This is a genomic window from Gracilimonas sp., from assembly GCF_040218225.1.
In the GTDB taxonomy this organism is placed as follows: domain Bacteria; phylum Bacteroidota; class Rhodothermia; order Balneolales; family Balneolaceae; genus Gracilimonas.
Genome location: NZ_JAVJQO010000008.1, coordinates 226691 through 245128, shown reverse-complemented (window position 1 = coordinate 245128; position 18438 = coordinate 226691). Strand labels below are relative to the sequence as shown.

18 protein-coding genes are annotated in these 18438 nt (G+C 39.9%); 11 read left to right on the top strand and 7 right to left on the bottom strand.

The window, feature by feature from the left end:
* Position 1 precedes the first annotated feature (1 nt).
* From RIB15_RS12365 to RIB15_RS12345, 5 genes are all read right to left on the bottom strand, one after another.
* The gene (locus RIB15_RS12365; protein WP_350202471.1) at positions 2-1141 is read right to left on the bottom strand and encodes a hybrid sensor histidine kinase/response regulator; all 1140 of its coding nucleotides are present in this window, start codon (positions 1139-1141) and stop codon (positions 2-4) included.
* A gap of 223 nt (positions 1142-1364) precedes the next feature.
* On the bottom strand, positions 1365-2084 hold the full coding sequence (locus tag RIB15_RS12360) for a PspC domain-containing protein (RefSeq protein ID WP_350202470.1): 720 nt from the start codon (positions 2082-2084) through the stop codon (positions 1365-1367).
* A gap of 47 nt (positions 2085-2131) precedes the next feature.
* Positions 2132-2707 (bottom strand): 5-formyltetrahydrofolate cyclo-ligase, encoded by a 576-nt coding sequence (locus tag RIB15_RS12355; protein WP_350202469.1) that lies wholly within the window; start codon positions 2705-2707, stop codon positions 2132-2134.
* Positions 2704-4317: a bacillithiol biosynthesis cysteine-adding enzyme BshC gene (gene bshC, locus RIB15_RS12350; RefSeq protein WP_350202468.1), complete on the bottom strand. Its 1614-nt coding sequence runs from the start codon at positions 4315-4317 to the stop codon at positions 2704-2706. The genes RIB15_RS12355 and bshC overlap by 4 nt, the downstream gene beginning before the upstream one ends.
* Positions 4318-4320: 3 nt before the next feature.
* On the bottom strand, positions 4321-4899 hold the full coding sequence (locus RIB15_RS12345) for a bifunctional nuclease family protein (RefSeq protein ID WP_255135727.1): 579 nt from the start codon (positions 4897-4899) through the stop codon (positions 4321-4323).
* Between the two features lie 238 nt (positions 4900-5137).
* On the opposite strand from RIB15_RS12345, the gene RIB15_RS12340 reads away from it, so the two are divergent.
* The 11 genes from RIB15_RS12340 (at position 5138) to RIB15_RS12290 (ending at position 15552) form a co-directional block, all read left to right on the top strand.
* The gene (locus tag RIB15_RS12340; protein WP_350202467.1) at positions 5138-5512 is read left to right on the top strand and encodes an NADH-quinone oxidoreductase subunit A; all 375 of its coding nucleotides are present in this window, start codon (positions 5138-5140) and stop codon (positions 5510-5512) included.
* 8 nt (positions 5513-5520) lie between these two features.
* A complete protein-coding gene (locus tag RIB15_RS12335; protein WP_350202466.1) occupies positions 5521-6003 on the top strand; it encodes an NADH-quinone oxidoreductase subunit B in 483 nt (160 codons plus the stop codon).
* Positions 6004-6007: 4 nt separating this feature from the next.
* On the top strand, positions 6008-6520 hold the full coding sequence (locus RIB15_RS12330) for an NADH-quinone oxidoreductase subunit C (RefSeq protein ID WP_350202465.1): 513 nt from the start codon (positions 6008-6010) through the stop codon (positions 6518-6520).
* 3 nt (positions 6521-6523) lie between these two features.
* The gene (nuoD, locus tag RIB15_RS12325; RefSeq protein ID WP_350202464.1) at positions 6524-7816 is read left to right on the top strand and encodes an NADH dehydrogenase (quinone) subunit D; all 1293 of its coding nucleotides are present in this window, start codon (positions 6524-6526) and stop codon (positions 7814-7816) included.
* Positions 7816-8358, top strand: a complete 543-nt coding sequence (locus tag RIB15_RS12320) for an NADH-quinone oxidoreductase subunit NuoE family protein (protein WP_350202463.1) — start codon at positions 7816-7818, stop codon at positions 8356-8358. The genes nuoD and RIB15_RS12320 overlap by 1 nt, the downstream gene beginning before the upstream one ends.
* A gap of 6 nt (positions 8359-8364) precedes the next feature.
* Entirely contained in the window at positions 8365-9651 is a 1287-nt protein-coding gene (gene nuoF, locus RIB15_RS12315) for an NADH-quinone oxidoreductase subunit NuoF (RefSeq protein WP_350202462.1), read from the top strand.
* Positions 9652-9720: 69 nt separating this feature from the next.
* Entirely contained in the window at positions 9721-11457 is a 1737-nt protein-coding gene (locus RIB15_RS12310) for an NADH-quinone oxidoreductase subunit G (protein ID WP_350202461.1), read from the top strand.
* Positions 11458-12489 carry an NADH-quinone oxidoreductase subunit NuoH gene (nuoH, locus tag RIB15_RS12305; protein ID WP_350202460.1) on the top strand — a complete coding sequence of 344 codons (1032 nt, stop codon included), beginning with the start codon at positions 11458-11460 and terminating at the stop codon, positions 12487-12489. It begins immediately after the preceding gene.
* Positions 12490-12675: 186 nt separating this feature from the next.
* Entirely contained in the window at positions 12676-13170 is a 495-nt protein-coding gene (locus RIB15_RS12300; protein WP_350202459.1) for a hypothetical protein, read from the top strand.
* A gap of 80 nt (positions 13171-13250) precedes the next feature.
* Positions 13251-13733 carry an outer membrane beta-barrel protein gene (locus RIB15_RS12295; protein ID WP_350202458.1) on the top strand — a complete coding sequence of 161 codons (483 nt, stop codon included), beginning with the start codon at positions 13251-13253 and terminating at the stop codon, positions 13731-13733.
* A 313-nt stretch (positions 13734-14046) separates the two neighbouring features.
* Entirely contained in the window at positions 14047-15552 is a 1506-nt protein-coding gene (locus RIB15_RS12290) for a PAS domain-containing sensor histidine kinase (RefSeq protein WP_350202457.1), read from the top strand.
* Between the two features lie 9 nt (positions 15553-15561).
* Here the strand turns inward: RIB15_RS12290 and RIB15_RS12285 are convergent, their stop codons facing one another.
* Positions 15562-16734, bottom strand: coding sequence for an alkaline phosphatase (locus RIB15_RS12285; RefSeq protein ID WP_350202456.1), 1173 nt, complete (start codon positions 16732-16734; stop codon positions 15562-15564).
* 77 nt (positions 16735-16811) lie between these two features.
* Entirely contained in the window at positions 16812-18335 is a 1524-nt protein-coding gene (locus RIB15_RS12280) for a DEAD/DEAH box helicase (protein ID WP_350202455.1), read from the bottom strand.
* Positions 18336-18438 lie beyond the last annotated feature (103 nt).

Genomic DNA, 18438 nt, shown 5'->3' with positions numbered 1-18438 from the left:
TTTAAGCTTGCTTATTTATAGGTAACTGAATGAAGAATGTGGTGCCTTTATCTAATTCTGACTCAACCCAAACTTTTCCTTTGTGAAGCTCAACATAGAGCTGAACAATATCCAAACCAAGTCCGGTTCCAACCTCTCCACTTGTTCCCTTTCGGGATGATTTATTGGTGCTTGTAAATAAATCTTCTTGCATTTTTTTGGGAATTCCAATGCCGGTATCCTTCACCTTCATTTCTAAATTCTCGCCATTTTCAGACGCGTAAACAATCACTTCTCCACCTGAAGGAGTAAACTTCAAAGCATTTGAAACAAGATTGTTCATAGCAATTTCAATTTTATTCTGATCTGCATCTACTTTAAGTCCGGCTGGATTAACTTTGTAATCCAGTTTTATGTTCTTAACTACAGATTTCGCTTTATTCATTGAAATTACTCTTTCAAGCAACTCTGCGATCGATATTTTTGAGTATTCTAACTCTTCGGGCTCCACTTTTTTAGATTCCCTGTCGAGTACCTCACGTACAAGATTCAATAAGTTTGTTCCACTCTCTTCAATCACAGAAAGCATATGAGTTTGCTCTTCTGCTGTTATTTTATCGCTATCCTTCATTAATTTGACCAGCCCAATAATACCCGTGAGCGGGTTCTTTATGTCATGACTAACGGTTCGAACCAGGTCATCCTTTTTTTGATTCAGTCTGCTTAATTCAATTTCACGCTCTCGTAAAATTTTTATGCGTTCATTGAGCTGTTTTTGAAGTGACCGAATCTGAAGGTGAGTCTTTATACGGGCTAATGTCTCTTCTTTCTGAAATGGTTTGGTAATATAATCAACCCCGCCATATTTAAATCCCTGCACTTTATCATCGGTATCCGTCAATGAACTGAGGAAAATGATAGGGATATCTGCAAGCAGTTCATTTGATTTAATCCTTTTAATGACTTCAAACCCACTAAAATCGGGCATCATTATGTCAAGGAGAATTAAATCAGGTACATGCTTCTCTGCCAATTCCAGAGCCTCACTGCCGCCCGATGCTTCAATGTACTCGTACCCTTCCTTAGACAAAACATGCGATAATAGACGAAGATTTGCGGGCGTATCGTCTACAATTAAAATTAAACTTTCTTCTGGCTTCAAGTGCTAACTTATTTTGGGGTTTAATCTGCCATTATTAAAAGAGCAAAATATGGCTAGACAAAGGTAGTTAGTTAAAAATAACCTTACTAATTTTTTTATGCGATTAGAACTAATTAAAAAAGGCCTTCTTAATTAAAGAAGGCCTTGAAGAAATAAAAAATAAATATGTGTTTTTTCAGAACCAAATCATGGTGACTGAAATTGACGTAATCATATCATTTGATTAATAATCAAAGTCATCCATCATTTCTACTGGTTCTTTTGGCATGGCGAGTGAAAGTCCGAAATAGACCAAAAGACTGGCTCCCCAACCCATGAAAAAAGCAGCTACAAAAATAAACCGTACAACTGTAGCGCTAATCCCAAAGTACTTAGCTAAACCACCACAAACACCTGCCCATTTCTTATCTGATCTGGATTTCATAAGTCTTTTTGAATGGCGGTAGCCATAACTATCAATTCCGCTGTATGACTTACTCTTAGAAGAAGATTTTGAGTCTAAAGCATTGTTCAGTTTTGAACCTGACGAATAAGAGCTGTTTTCTGCCCCCGGAATGTCTGAGTATGTGCCTGAAGATGTTGGCTTAGCTTTTTTACGAGCTTTCTTCATCTTTCGTTCTCTTTTCCTGTCTCCCACAAAGTATCCAAAACCGATCAAGGTTATTAGTGCACCACCTATAATTGGAAGACCAACAATTGCGTCACTGACAAAATTAGAAAGTCCTTCGCCTATTGGCAATCCAACCCATTGAATCAAAAAAGTAATAGCAAGGAAAAGCATTACCATCCCCGAAATTGTTGCGATGTTCCAGATACTTTTACCCGTATCTTTTTCTTCTTCTTTCAGAAATTCCTGCATCGTTGAGTTTAATTCAAAATCGTTAAACTCGAGAGATGCTGTACCGGTTCTGGATGCTTGTTTTGTTCTTGTTTTTTCAGCCATAATAATTTTTTTCCTCCGTAATGCCCTACGGCAAAATTAGTGCATTGTTACGCGAAAATCACTTCTTCTTCTGAAATTATCATATCTAATTTTTCATCGAATTCTTCGGTTGGAATTTCATCAAAAAGAAAAGACTCAAAAACCAGTCCCACTTTCTGAGCATTGGTTTCAGACAAAAACCGATCATAGAAACCCTTTCCATATCCGAGCCTGTTTCTTGCCCTGTCTGCCGCCGCCATGGGTACTATTATCAGATCAAGCTCACCCATATCGACCTTAGATATTTGAGCCGGTTCGGCTACACCCCATTTATTCGTTTTTAAATCTGAGAGTGATGTAATCCCAGAATGCGATAAAGTTCCCTCAGAGAAATTGGTAACTGGAACAACAACTCGCTTCTCACTATTAATCAGATATTCCAAAAGAGTATCTGTACACACTTCACGACGTTGGTTCATTGATATATAGGTATGCACCGTTTTCGCCACTTTAAAGGAATCATGGTTTATAAGTGTTGAAATAATTTGATCTGACTTTTCTTTCCAGTCACGGGCAGAAATCTTCTGCCTTTCGGCTAATACTTTTTCCCTCAATTCCTGCTTTTTCTTTGAAGCGGAACTCATAATTCAATCAGGTGGTGCTTAGTTAAATCCAGTCCGTTTTTTTCAACTTCGGTTAATAATTGGCTCCAAATATCCAACCCATATTTATTCATGAAGTATACCGGAGAAACCGCACGTTCTTGCAACCCTCCATCCGGAAATAAGTTTACTTTAATTTTCTCTATCCGGTTTATCTGAATTTCTTCCTGCTTTTTGATAGAGCGATATACCCGACCCTTTAGTTTGTCGAGCTCATTGGTGAAGCCTGCCACAGTTTTACCAACGGTACCATCTAAAGTGGGATCGATTTCGTTAATGACCTCTAATGGCTTTTTTGCTGAATCTTCTAGTTTCTGTTTCCATTCCGAAAAAACCTCTTCAATATCAGTCGTGTCTGCCTGCTCAACAAATTCAGATTCAAGATCTTCAATACGTTTCCCATATTCACAAAACCTGAAAGGAAGCTTCTCCACAATTCGGGTAATACCTGACTCAATCAGGGTGCCGCAGAACCTTGGAAAAATAGGTGGCATCTCTAAATCAAATTGCTTGTATAAGTCTTTCATCTGTCCGTAATAAGCCAACTCTCCAGGACCAGCAACATATCCAAGAGTTGGTAAAAGCTTGTCCTGTATTATTGGTCTCAGGAATACATTAGGAGAAAAGTTTTCTGGTTTATTCTGAATTTCTTCAAGTAATTCAGCTTCCTTCCAGCTTATTGGTCCGGCTGTCCAATTAGAACCATCTTTATGAATTTTAAGCCTTCCTTCCTGATCTGATATATAAAATAAATTGGAGTCTCCATTCATCACCTGCCTGTGAAACTCTTTCTCCAGTTCTTTACTTTTATTCTCAACAGATTGATAGATAAGGTCGGCTTCAGAAATACTTTGTGTAAATTCATCAGCCAGTATTTTTTTAATAGCTTTGAAATTACTCCCGGCAATAAGGAGGCCTTCTTCTGCAAACCAATCATTTATTAAGCCTGCAAAAGCCTGGGCGTGAGTTTTGCCTTGCATATAGTGCTCGTTGAGCTGATTCCAAAGTTTATCAGAGAAATCAGTTTCAAAAAGCTCTTCTTTAACTTTTGCTTTCAGTTCTTCAATTTGATCAGAAATAATCTCATCAGAAACCGGGTGACCACTGCCCTGCTGATCCAACTGAACTTTGGTAAAGTCTTTTCTACCGGTAATTCCTGTCCAGGCAATTTCTTCAAAGTCATGATCTTCGTCCGCCAACCAAAAAACAGGTACAACGGGCCTGCCTAATTTCTTTTCATACTCTTTGGCAAGCAGGATTGCTGTCATTGTTTTGTAAATCGTAAACAACGGTCCGCCAAGTATTCCAAGCTGCTGACCAGTCACAATTGCCAGTGAATCATCACTGGCAAGTTTTTTTAGTTGGTTTTCCTGGGAAGATGTGATCCCTAGCTCGTCATGATATTTTTTTAGAGCCTCAACATATTTGCTTTTATAGTTGGAACTGGAAATAGTCCCTGCTCTCTTTTCAATATCTCCGGCATAAAGCGGATTATACTCATAAAATGCTCTGAGTTTATCGAAATTATTTAGGTAAGTATTGAATAGTGTTGAATAAGAGAGTTCGCTAAACGAACAACCTGATATGTCCAAAATTTATCCTTTCATTTTTGAAATACGGTCCCTGATCTTGGCCGCTTTCTCATAATTTTCTGTTTCAATAGCTGTCTGAAGCTCTTTTTCCAACTTTTCGAGCTGCGTTAACTCTTTTTGTCCGGGAGCAGGTTCATCACTTTTAAGTGCCTCTTCCAGTGTTTGGCTTTCTGGTTCAGTGCTTATACCAGCTTCCTTCAGAACCTCATCGTTAACATAAATAGGTGCATTAAAACGTACCGCCAATGCAATAGCGTCACTCGGCCGGGCGTCAAGCTCGACAAGCTGATTCTCCCGCTCAAATATAATTTGCGCATAAAAGGTTCCTTCCGATAGGTCATTAATAAAGACTTGCTTGACCTGAGTGTCAAAGCTTAGAAAAAAGTTTTTCAGGAGGTCGTGAGTCATGGGCCGAGGTGGCTTAATATTCTCAAGCTCCAATGCAATAGCTTGTGCTTCGAACGAACCTATTATAATTGGGAGTCTTTGATTTCCTTCTGCCTCAGTTAAAATCAGAGCATAAGCTCCACCGCTGCTAGGGCTTGTTGAGAGTCCCAAAATTTCCATTAATACTTTACTCAAATCTACACCTTTTATATGCTTTTGTAGGTTGGATTTAGAAGGTAACGAATTTTAATTAAGTCTTAAACCTGCACATTTTGTTATGCAACTTTAATGAATCTTAAAAAGTTTACCTAAAATTCAATCTTTTTTCTTCCATAAAAATCCAAATAAAGCCTATATTCTCGCCCAATTTCGTTGACATTGCGAAACATTGAGGGTAACTTTTCAGCCCATTAACCGAGAACATTTCAGATATATGCTCGAAAATTATTTTCCAATTCTAATAGTAGCTATCGTCGCTATGATTTTAGCGGCAGCATTCCTGCTCTTGTCTAAAATTTTAGGGCCTTTTCGTCCAAACAAAAACAAACTCGATCCTTACGAAAGTGGAATGGATCCAGTGGGTGAAGCCAGAGACCGTTATTCTATCAGTTTCTATTTAGTAGCCATGGAATTTATTGTATTCGACCTTGAGGTTGTTTTTATATATCCATGGGCCGTTCGTTACCTGGAGTTTGGCGTAGGAACGTTCATGGCTATGATGCTATTTATTGTAATACTATTCATCGGGCTTCTTTATACTTTGAAAAAAGGCACCTTGGATTGGGACTTAAATCATTTTAAAGCTTAAACATTACTATGGGAATTGAATCAGCACTAGGTGAAGGTTTTTTTACTACAAAAATTGATGCGCTATCCAACTGGGCGCGAGCCAATGCTGCATGGCCTATGCCAATGGGTTTGGCTTGTTGTGCAATTGAGATGATGGCTTTTGCGGGTCCTCGTTATGACGCTTCCAGGTTTGGGTCAGAAGTTATGCGCTTCTCCCCTCGTCAAAGCGATGTAATGATCGTTGCAGGTTGGTCTACCTACAAAATGGCTCATGCCATTCGCAGAATCTGGGATCAGATGCCGGATCCAAAATGGTGTATTGCAATGGGTGCTTGTGCATCAACAGGTGGTATGCACCGTTGCTACGGAGTAGTTCAGGGAGTTGATAATTACTTGCCTGTAGATGCTTATGTATCCGGATGCCCTCCACGGCCTGATGCCCTTCTTCATGCGCTAATGAAGATCCAGGATAAAATTAAAACTGAGCACTCTGTTTTATTAGATAGTTAAGATTATGAGTTTAGAACTAAACAAAACGGAGCAAGGCGTAGTAGATGGCCTGTCTTCTGATTTCTCAGAAGATTTGATTGATGTCTACCAATCCTGCGATCACACATATATTCGGGTTGAAGCAGAGAATATTATTCAGATTCTCAAATTCCTGAAGGAGAAACATCACTTCATCTTTTTATGCGACATCATTGGAACCGACAGGTATACCTCTGATGAACGATTTGAAGTGATCTACAACATCATGAATCTGAGAACACAGGACAGAATTTTTGTTAAGATCAGAGTAGAAGAAGAAAACCCTCACGTACCAACCGCTACATCACTTTGGACTTCAGCCGGCTGGTTTGAGCGTGAAATCTATGACATGTATGGTGTCCGTTTTGAAGGACATCCTGATCACAGAAGAATGTATATGCCGGAAGACTTTGAATACTTCCCGCTTAGAAAAGAATTTCCGCTGTTGGGTATCCCCGGTTCTATCGAATTGCCTAACACAACCCCAGATACGGAGTAAGGCATGAAACTCACAGATATTAACAGTAAGGTTGATCCTAAGTTTTTTAAGGAACACCAGCGAGGTATATATAAAAGTCTTGAGGATAAGCACACAACCATTGAGGAAATTGACAGCGAAGATCCGCTGAATTCCAAAATGGTACTAAACATGGGACCTCAGCACCCTGCAACTCATGGTGTGCTTCGTTTGATTCTTCAGTTACGTGGTGAACTCATTGAGAAAACAAAGATCGATATTGGGTATCTCCACCGCGGTGTAGAGAAAATTGCTGAGAATAAAACGTACCAGGAATTCATGCCTTACACCGATCGCATGGATTACCTCTCTCCATACAGCAATAATGTAGCTTTATGTACCGCTGTTGAAAAACTGGCCGACGTTGAAGTGCCGGAACGGGCTCAATACATCCGAATGATTTGCTGTGAACTTGCCCGAATTTCTTCTCACCTTTTATGGCTGGGAACAATGGTTATGGATGCCGGGGCGATTTCCTTTTTTATCTGGACATTCCGTGAGCGCGAAAAAATTTATGACATTTTTGATGAAGTAGCCGGTCACCGGTTTACCGTTTCACATTCCAGAATTGGTGGTGTAGCTAATGATCTAACCGATGATGCTGTAGCCCGTATTAAAGAATTTGTCGAAAAATTCCCACAGGAGCTTAAAGACTGGCACAAACTTTTAGACAGAAACCGCATTTTTATTGACAGAAATCAGGATGTGGGTATTCTTAAAACAGAAAATGCACTAGACCTTGGAGCAACCGGCCCCGTACTACGAGCTGCTGGTTATGCTGTTGATCAACGAATTATCAAACCTTACCTGAAATACGATCAGGTTGATTTTGAAGTGCCTACCCGCATGGAAGGTGATAATCTTGCCCGGTATTTCGTCCGTATGGAAGAAATGGGTGAAAGTATTAAGATTATTCAGCAGTGCTTCGATAAGATGCCTAAAGGTCCGATCCGAACCAACAATGCCAAACAAGCCTATCCTTCTAAAGACGAAGTATATTATTCCATGGAAGGCATGATTCATGATTTCATGATGACGGATACAGGCATTTGTCCTCCTGCTGGTAAAGAAGTTTATCATGCGGTGGAGTCACCAAAAGGTGAACTTGGCTACTTTATTCAAAGCGATGGAACCGGACATCCATGGAGATTAAAAGTAAATGCACCATCCCTCAGAAATCTTCAGGTATTGGAGCACATTCTGGATGGAGAAATGGTTGCTGATACTGTTGTAATAATCGGAGGAATTGATCCTGTAATGGGAGAAGCAGATAAATAATGGAAGAAACGTACGAATTTACAAAAGAAGACTTAGAGGAAATCGAAACCATAAAGGCGAAGTTTCCTACCGTGATGCCTGCTACCCTGCCTACACTCTGGGTAGCTCAACGTCGGTTTGGCCACGTTGAACCGGCAGTTCAACGTCTGGTTGCCGAGACTCTTGACCTACCCGAGTCACATGTACATGGAGTGGCATCATTTTATACCCAATATTATAAAGAGCGCAAAGGGAAATACGTATTGGATGTTTGTACAACAACCAGTTGTCAGCTTTGTGGCGGTTATGAAATGCTGCACTACCTGGAAGATAAACTGGGTATTAAAGCTGGCGAAACAACTGATGACGGTATGTTTAGTATTCAATCGGTTGAATGCCTCGGGGCGTGTGGCTATGCACCAATGATGCAGATCACAAATGATGTATACGTTAATAATCTCACGGAAGAGAAATTAGATAAAGTCATCGACAGCCTTAAAAAAGGTGAAATGCCTGAATTTGAATCGGTAGGAATGCCTCTCCTCGAAAAAAGAAATATTTAAGTAATTATGGCCTCAGACTGGAAATCATTTGAACCCGTTCTTATTCCCGACATCCCCAATCTCGAGAAGATTGATGTTTATGAAAAGAATGGCGGTTATGAATCGCTTAAAAAAGTAGTTACCGGCAACGACTGGACTCCTGAAAGTGTCGTAAATGAAGTAAAAGCAGCTAACATCAGAGGACGAGGCGGAGCCGGATTCAATGCCGGACTGAAATGGTCGTTTATGCCCAAGCCTGATGGCGGACCTCGTTACTTGGCATGCAACGGTGATGAATCTGAGCCCGGTACCTTTAAAGACCGAAAGATTTTTGAATACAATCCACACCTCTTTATTGAAGGAGCATTGATTGCCGCATACGCGATGCAAATTACTACCATTTATGTGTACGTACGCGGGGAATATATTTCATGGGTTAAAATGATGGAGAAAGCTCTTCAGGATGCCCGTGATAAGGGATATATAGGTAAGAATTTATTTGGAACCGATTATAGTGTCGAATTTGAAATCACCTATGGTGCTGGTGCCTATATATGTGGCGAGGAGACATCGATGTTAGAGTCGCTCGAAGGCAAGCGGGGGTATCCACGTGTTAAGCCTCCCTTTCCTGCCCAAAAAGGATTATGGGGCCGACCAACCACGATCAACAATATCGAAACTTTAGCCAATGTTCCTTTAGTTATAAAAAATGGCTCAGATTGGTTTAAAGGAATTGGTGCTGAAAATCACCCAGGCCCCGTGCTGTATGGAATTTCCGGACATGTAAACCGTCCTGGTGTTTATGAACTGCCCACTGGTGTGCCGGTAATGGAATTGATTAATGATGTTGCACAGGGCATTCGTGGTGGCAAAAAATTAAAAGCGCTTATCCCCGGCGGATCTTCTACTCCGGTTTTAAGAGCAGATCAGCTTGAAGGTATTTCTATGGATTCTGACTCTCTTCGGGAAGCCGGATCTATGATGGGAACCGCGGGAATGATTGTAATGGATGAAGATACGGACATGGTTGACGCCCTCTGGAGAATATCTCACTTCTACCATCATGAATCCTGTGGACAATGTACTCCATGCCGTGAAGGAACCGGCTGGGCTGAAAAGATTTTATTGAAGATTAAAAACGGTGATGGTGAAATTCGTGATTTAGACCTTTTATTGGATCTAACCACACAAATGGAAGGCCGCACAATCTGTGCCCTGGCGGATGCCGCCGCATGGCCAATTCGCCATACTATCAACCGTTTCAGAGATGAATTTGAAGCACGATGTAAGAAAAGCGTGCATGCAGTTGCTTAATGATTAACCACAAAGAACACGGAGATAGCAAATTCGCTTTGTGAACTCTGTGGTTTTAATGTAGAAATTATGCCAGAAATATTTATAGACGGACAACGATACGAATTTGAAGAAGGCACTGACAAAGGTCTGCTTCAATTCATTTTAGATAATGGTAAGGAAGTTCCTTTCTTTTGCTACCACCCTTCTATGAGCGCACCGGCTAACTGCCGACAGTGCTATGTAAAAGTTGGTACACCAGTTAAAAACCGGGAAACTGGCGAGTATGAACTGGATGAGAATGGTGAACGTGAAATCAGATGGTTTCCAAAAATGCAAACCTCCTGCACTATGCAAATGCAGGACGGTATGGTTGTTCAAACTCAGGAGACCAGCAAGGAAGTAGCTCGTGCCCAAAAAGACACGATGGAGCTCATTCTGGTTAACCATCCGCTGGATTGCCCGATTTGTGATCAGGCCGGAGAATGTCCGTTGCAAATTCAGACTTATAAATACGGTCCTGAAGGCAGTCGTTTCGAAGTCAAAAAGGTTCATAAGCCTAAGAGAGTTGAGCTTGGGCCCCGAGTAACACTTGATGCTGAACGTTGCATAAACTGTACCCGATGTGTACGCTTTACAGAAGAAATCAGTGAAACTCATCAATTGACCATCACTTCACGTGGTGATAAAAATTATCCTACTACAGCCCCAGGACGTGAGTTTGATGATCCTTATTCTATGAATACCATCGATATCTGTCCTGTAGGAGCCCTCACATCTACCGATTTCCGGTTTAAGGCTCGGGTTTGGGAAATGAATCAAACCCCAAGCATCGATGTAACGAATGGTAAAGGAACCAATATTGATATTTGGACACGGGATAATCTGGTACTCCGAATCACTCCTAGATATAATGGTGAAGTAAACGACCATTGGATGTCAGATGCTGGACGAGAAGCTTATAGAAGGTTTAATGAAAACCGTATCTCCCGCCCTGCCCTCAAACTCGATGGAGATAATCAGTCCAAGACTTCCTGGAATAATGCTATTGAGACTTTTGCTGAAACGCTGGAAGCCGGAAAGCCGGAAGATGTTTTAGTGATCGGAAGTGCTCACGCATCGGTTGAAGAGAATTATGCGTTAATGAAGATCTTCAACCTTTGGGGTGTTAATAACTTTAAATTTGCCCCGCATATCATTGAAGGTGCCGGAGATGACTTCTTGCTAACTGACGATCAGGCCCCTAATACCGAGGGAGTAAAACTGCTCGGCTACGAAGAAAGCTCAGATCTTAAGTCAGATATTAAGGATGCCAAAATCGTGATCATGTTTTCTGATGAGTTGATTGATCGTGAAGTACTTTCTCCGGATGATCTTAAAGGCAAATTCAGCATACTGCTTTCAACCAATGAATGTGATACCAGTAAAGCAGCCGATCTTGTTATACCTGTAACCTGTATTGCAGAGCACGCAGCCAGCTATGTAAATGTAGATGGTCGAATTCAGCGTTCCTTCCCTGCCAAAGAAACTAAGTACACCCATCGAAGTCTGGATCTGGAAATGTCACAAGGCCGACTGGATCGCTACGGAACCAATTTTGATAACTGGGTTACCGAAGACAATAAGGTTGATTGTGCTCCCGCCTGGGAAATCATGAACCGATTGGCCGATCGCTTAGGACTTAATGTAGAGTTCGGTTCACCCCGTGACATCATGAATGAAATTGCAACATCTAATCCAGCTTTCGAAGATATTAGCTACGAACGAATGGATAATGAAATGGGTGTAAATCTTAACCCTTCAAACAAAAAAGAGGCAACAGCATAAATGAGTACAGGTGGAATTGATATTTTAGGACTTTTTATCCCTACCTGGGTTGCCGTTCTTAGCTTAGGTATTTTTACCTGGCTCAATTCAGCGGCTCTTCTGGTTTATGCTGAACGCCGAATCGCTGGGTTAATTCAGAATCGTGTAGGGCCAAACCGGGTCGGACCTGCTGGCCTATTACAGCCGGTTGCTGACGTTTTAAAACTTCTTTTGAAAGAAGATGTAACTCCTTCTCAGGGTTATAAAGTAATTCACCACATTGCTCCTGTCATTCCGGTTTTTACTGCTTTTATGACCGTTTCTGTAATTCCCTTTGGAGAAAATCTATATGTTACCGATATCAATGCAGGTGTTCTCTTTATCCTGGCCATTGCTTCTCTTGGAGTTTATGGTGTAACACTGGCGGGTTGGTCATCAAATAGTAAATACTCCCTTCTTGGTGGACTTAGAGCTGCTGCTCAGATGATTAGTTACGAACTTCCCATGGGTATGGCCTTGGCTTCGGTGGTTTTAGTAGCCGGTTCTCTTAGTATGGTAGAAATTGCCGCTTCACAGGAGTATCTGTGGAATGTGTTTATAAACCCGATTGGTGCAGTAATATTTATTATAGCTGCCTTTGCTGAAGCCAACAGAACTCCATTTGATTTGGTGGAGGCTGAACAGGAACTTGTTGGTGGTTTCCACACTGAATATAGTGGCATGCGTTTCGGAATGTTTTTCCTTGCTGAGTATATGCACGTTTTTATTGGAAGTGTTCTGATTACAACTTTCTTCTTTGGAAGTTACCACCTTCCTTTCGCGGGATACTGGTTACCTGAAATGAGCCCATTAGCCAAAGGAATTCTGGATGTATCCGTATTTATGGGCAAGGTTGTATTCTGGTGCTTTGTGTTCATTTGGGTACGCTGGACCATCCCACGATTCAAATACAATCAGGTAATGAAGTTAGGCTGGGCTCGTTTACTGCCTCTCAGTATTCTTAACTTTATGCTGATTGCTGCAGGCATGTATGCTTATACACACTTTTTCTAATCGTTTGTTGAACTGACTTTAATCAGCCCGTCACAGACCTTACTGTGATGGGCTTTTTTATTTTTTACAGTCCTTCCTATCGCATGAATTGCCTAATCCAAAGATGTGATATAATCTAGCTTCCCACTTCCCTATTCTTACTCCAGATTCTTGATTGAATATTATCAAAAACAAATGGAGCTGGCTATGAAGGCAATCAAATCTTTACTGTTACTACTAATACTTTTCTCAATCACATCTTGTACAATTTATGATAATGATGTAGAAGGCGAAGTCGATCTTGTATATTCAAGTACCATAACTATTCGCGCAAATGACTTTGTTGCAGAAGATGAATTCGTTTCTGTAGCAAATTATGGCTGGGATAACCTGGATGAAGAAATGGTCGACTATGGTTTGGTGCTAGGCTATATAAGATTTGAAGGAACAACCGCATGGCATGCTTTACCCTATTCCATTCCTTTTGAAAATGATCTGGTTAATATGCGCTACTATTTCGATATAGACGATTTTACCTTGGTACTCGAAGGTGAGGTTGCTGATAATAATCAGGTAAATGCCAATATTTTTGATGGAGATGTACTGAGAGTCATAGCTATTCCTCCCTCAGAGATTATTAAAACCAAAGCTGTAGATTATCGGAACTATGAGCAGATTAAGGAGTTATATAATATTGAATAAAAACATTCAGAGTAACAATCCGTATCATCTTTACTCTTGTATGTATTAACTCAAACAAAAACTAACTATTGGAGACACTAATGAATCTTTCAAAAGTAAGTACTATTCTATTCGGAATTATACTTGGTTTCTCTGTTACAGCCAGTGCACAAACAATACCTGAAACAGGGTCTTTGGGTATTCGGGCAAATATAACTGGCCAGAATTCAGTTGAAATTCCATATATGTTAAATGAGTCTTTATCCCTTGCTCCTTACCTTAGATTTACTACAACTGAAGACCAATCAACCAGCATAGGTATTGGAATACGGCCTAGATATTATACAGGGTCAAGTAATGCACTGAGTACATATTTTGCTGGAACTCTGGGCTTTAATAATACTTCATTCAGCAATAATAATAATTCTGTTACTGATTTTATGCTGGGAGTAGGCTATGGAGCTGAATATTTCTTCTCCGATAGTTTTAGCGTAAGTGCAGATGCAAACCTGAATAGCCGTTTTGGTGATAGTGCAACTAATCTTTCCACTTTAGCTCGCGTATCTGCCTCATTTTACTTCTAGTCTGATTAGGTTTTACCAGCTTAAAAGCCGCCTTCCATTAGGGCGGCTTTTTCTATTTATACCCTTTTTTTATATCATTTGCGCTCTTTCGGTGCAATCTTATTTAATGAAACAGTCATTCTGTTTTTTTACATAGCTTTCTCAAAAAGAACAGAGTACAATTGTATTGTAAATCGGAAACTGAAATCTAAAGCTTAAGATTTCATCAAAAAAATCGATAACCAAACTAACAAAACTGTATATTCAGCAGTCAATTAAGCTTTAGAATATTATGTGCTTAGACAAAAAAATCTACACATAATCAAATATTTTGATGATTCCAGAAGAGAATATTACCCAATCTGCCTCATACTTTAGAAAAGTTCTTAACAATATCCCGAATAGTGTCTTTGTCATTGAAGTCACTAATGACGGTAAATACCGAATTCAGGATGTAAATACAGCGCAACTAAGGTACTTAGGTAAAGAAAAAGATGAAATTTTAGGTAAAACCATTGATGAGCTCCTTCCGGGTGAAACAGCAATTCGGATCAACAAGGTGTACAGTAAATGTGTTAGTAAGAAAAAAAAGATCTCTTACGAAGAAGAATTCACCCAGCCTGGCTCTTCCAAAAGCTACTATCTAACAACACTTACTCCCATTTGTAACGAATCAGGTAAAGTAACTACTCTTATTGGTAGTTCTATAGATATCACTGATCGAAAGCATATGGAACAGGCTCTTCAAAAAAGTGAAGAAAAGTATCGCAGTTTCGTACAAAACAGTACAGAGGGTATCTATCTTTTTGAGTTTACTCAACCCTTCGATATTCACCTTCCTGTTGATCAGCAAATTAAAAAATTCTATGAACATGGATATGTTTCTGCCTGCAACGATGCACTGGCAAAAATGTACGGTTTTTCTAGTTCGAATGATCTTATTGGGAAAAAGCTAATTGATTTCCATGGTTCTGATAAGGATCCAAGGAATTTAAATTTTCTTACCAAGTTGATCCAGTCTGGGTATAATATTAAAGATGAGATTTCAGTTGAAAAGGATAAAAATGGAGATACAAAATACTTCCTTGAAAACATTAATGGTGTTGTTCAGGATGGAGTTTTAGTGAGAATTTGGGCAAGTCAACGGGATGTTACAGAGCAAAAGATATCCGAACAAAAGCTTAAAACTTCATTGTCTGAAAAAAAGATTCTGCTTTCCGAAATTCATCATCGTGTGAAAAATAATCTGGCCGTAGTTTCCGGCATGATGCAGCTTCAGGCCTTTGATGAGAAAGATGAAACCTTGAGAAATAAACTATACGATAGTGTGGTCAGGATAAAAACCATGGCTACGGTTCATGAACTTCTATATCAATCTCAAAGTTTTTCGAACCTTGAATTTTCAGATACTTTGAAAAATTTAGTACAGAATGTTTCTGAAACCTTACAAACCAGTTCAAATATTTGTGTAGAGATCGATTGTGAACCAATTCGATTAAATATCAACCAGGCTATTCCTGCTTCACTTATTGTCAATGAAGTTTTGACAAATGCTTATAAACACGCCTTTCCGGATGCCATGAGTGGCACCATTATGTTTACCCTATCGGAAAAGAATAATTGGATCAGCATAGAAATTACTGATGATGGAGTTGGCTTCAATCCTGATTTAACATTGGATGAACTTAAGTCACTCGGTACCCACCTGATTAAAGTTCTAAGCGAACAAATCAATGCTACCTACAAATATGAAAATCGCAAAGATAGCAAAGGGACTTGTTTTCATCTTAGCTTTGAAAGAACCGACACCCCTGGAATCGGAAGTGCTAAAATTCAGTAACTAAGAAACTCATTGGTGAAGTTGTGGAAGTGTCCCAACTCCCAATAATTCTGAAAGCTTCTGTCCAACATATGTGTTATCTCTCCATCCCATAAATTCGGTGGCTTGTGGACCATAAGCCATTAGAGGTACCGGTATTCCGGTATGATAACCGGTAGTCCAGTAAATTTCTAAGGAATCGCCATCAGCTTTCTGACGCTGTAAAGTCATTCCTCCCGTTTCATGATCAGCAGTGAGTATTACTAATGTTTCACCGCCTTTTTGGGCAAACTCAAGAGCTGTTTTCACAGCATTATCAAAATCTTCAACCTCCCGAATCACATATCCTGAATTATTTCCATGTCCTCCCCAATCAATCTGACTTCCCTCTATCATTAGAAAAAAACCATCCTCGTCTTTACTTAATACTTCCAGCGCTTTTGAGGTCATTTCTGATGTGGAAGGCTCACTTTCTACTCTTTCAAGCCCATCATCCGCAAATAGACCTAACAGTTTTTGGGCAGAGCTATTATTTAATTCATCACTAGTGCGAAGCAATTCATAACCAGCTTGTTCAGCTTTTGAGATAAGGTCTGCAGAATCACTTCGATATCCTGATGAAAAATACTCAAAACCGCCACCCAACATAACATCTGCTCCAGAGTTTAAAAGCTGAACAGCAATTTCATCTTCCATATTTCTGCTTTCTACATGCGAAGCAAAACTTGCGGGAGTTGCGTGTGTAATTGAAGATGTTGCCACCAGACCTGTACTTAATCCTTTTTCTATAGCTAGCTCCAGAATGGTTTTACAAGGAGTTTTATCCGGATTAACACCTATAGCCCCATTGTATGTTTTAAGGCCACAGGAATAGGCTGTAGCACCTGAAGCCGAATCTGTTATTAAATTGTCAGAGGAGTGTGTTTTGACAATTCCCGTAACTGGCATGGTTTGCATATGCAGTAAACCGTCGGGACCAACCAAAGCATATTGTCCCGAAGTTATTTGAGCAAGTCCGGTACCGTCACCAATCATCAAAATTACATTTTTCACTGTCTTGCCATCAACCAAAGGCAAGTGTCCTGCTTTTTCTGAGCCTGAATTCACAACCGGAATAACTTCAGTGTTATCCTCTCTGTCTTCAGAATTCTGACAAGATGTAGAAATGAATAAAAGAACGGATAGAAATAGTAATTTTTTCATAAGATAATTTTTTACAGAAAGTAATAGTAATTATTAAGCTTTGAATTAAGGGATTGTAAAGAATAATAATGGCTAAATCAGGAGAACAAAGCTTTTATCAAGCCCCAAAGTCCTTTGGCCGGCTTCGGTGAATTCTGGTTTCTTTTGGTTGCCTTAGTAATTCGTTCAGCTGGTATAACCGGTTCCTGCTTACCATTATCAGAGCGTTTTGGTTTTTCAGGTTTCGTTTTCTCAGACTTCTTATTTGAATTATCTTTAGAACTACCTTTTAACACAACATCTACTGAACCAAGATTTTGAACTTTTTTGTTGGCTTCAGCTATCTCTTTCTTTGTCATCTTTTTAGCTGGCTTCTTTTCCTGCTTGGGCTTACTGGTATTTTTCTTGTCGTTGCTATCGGATTTTTTCTTTTTAGTTGATTCCTGAGGTTTCTGACTTCTCTTTTCGTCTTGCTTGCCAGATTGTTTTTTATCCTGAGGCTCTGTTTTTTTTGCAGATGGCAGGTCAAGAATCTCAAGCTGATCCCCTACTTTATCCTGAATGGCTTTGAATGCGCGTTTGTCCTTTTTGTTTACGAAGGTAACGGCTACTCCTGTTTTGTCATACCGTCCAGTCCTTCCAATGCGATGAACGTAATCATCTACTGCTCTTGGTACATCATAGTTTATGATCAGGGACACATCGGCAATATCAATACCTCGAGCCAAAACATCAGTAGCAACAATAACCGGGACTTGTCCGCTCTTGAACTCATGCAGCGACTTATTCCTTTCGTCCTGATCACGGTCTCCATGAATACTACCCGCCTTAATTCCCTTTTTAATAAGGAGCCGTTCGAGTTCATCAGTTCCTCTTTTCGTAGCACAGAAAATGATACAGGAATCCCATTTCAAACCGTCAAGTACAGACTGAATAAGGCTCAATTTCTGTTTCTGATCTACAAAATAGGCCTGCTGTTTAATACTTCCTGAAGGCTTTTCAATGGCTAGCTCAACTTTCTCCGGATTATTCATAAACTGATTTGCCAAATCTGTAATTTCTTTTGGCATAGTTGCGGAGAATAACAGTGTTTGTCGCTCTTTAGGAAGCTTTTTAATGATCTTTGTTACATCAGGCAGAAAACCCATATCGAGCATTCGGTCTGCTTCATCCAATACCAAAAATTTAATATGGCTAAAATCAATATCCAGTACTTTAGTCTGATCTATAAGTCTTCCCGGAGTAGCCACAATAATATCGACCCCTGATCGAATGGCTTTAGCTTGTTGGGAAAAATCTTCTCCCCCAATAATATTAGCGGAAGAAATTCCGGTATGATATCCAAGTGCAAAAATTTGTTCATCTATTTGCTGTGCCAGCTCCCTTGTCGGAGATAGAATCAGAGCTTGTGTGTGCTCGGATGGATTCTCTAAAATTTGCTGAAGTATGGGAATTACAAATGCTCCGGTTTTTCCTGTACCTGTTTGGGCTGCGCCTATTATATCCTTTTTCTGAAGGATGATAGGTATTGTTTGTTCTTGAATGGGAGTAGGTTCAGTGTAGCCAATATCTCTTAAGCCTGCTTTCAGCTCGTCTTTGAAATCAAATTCGTTAAATGTCAATGGATTCGTCTGTTATGAAATTTCTTATGATGCTTTAATATACACAGATGATGGATTATTTATTCCACTTTGCTGTGATTTGCCCTATTTTATAATGATTAAA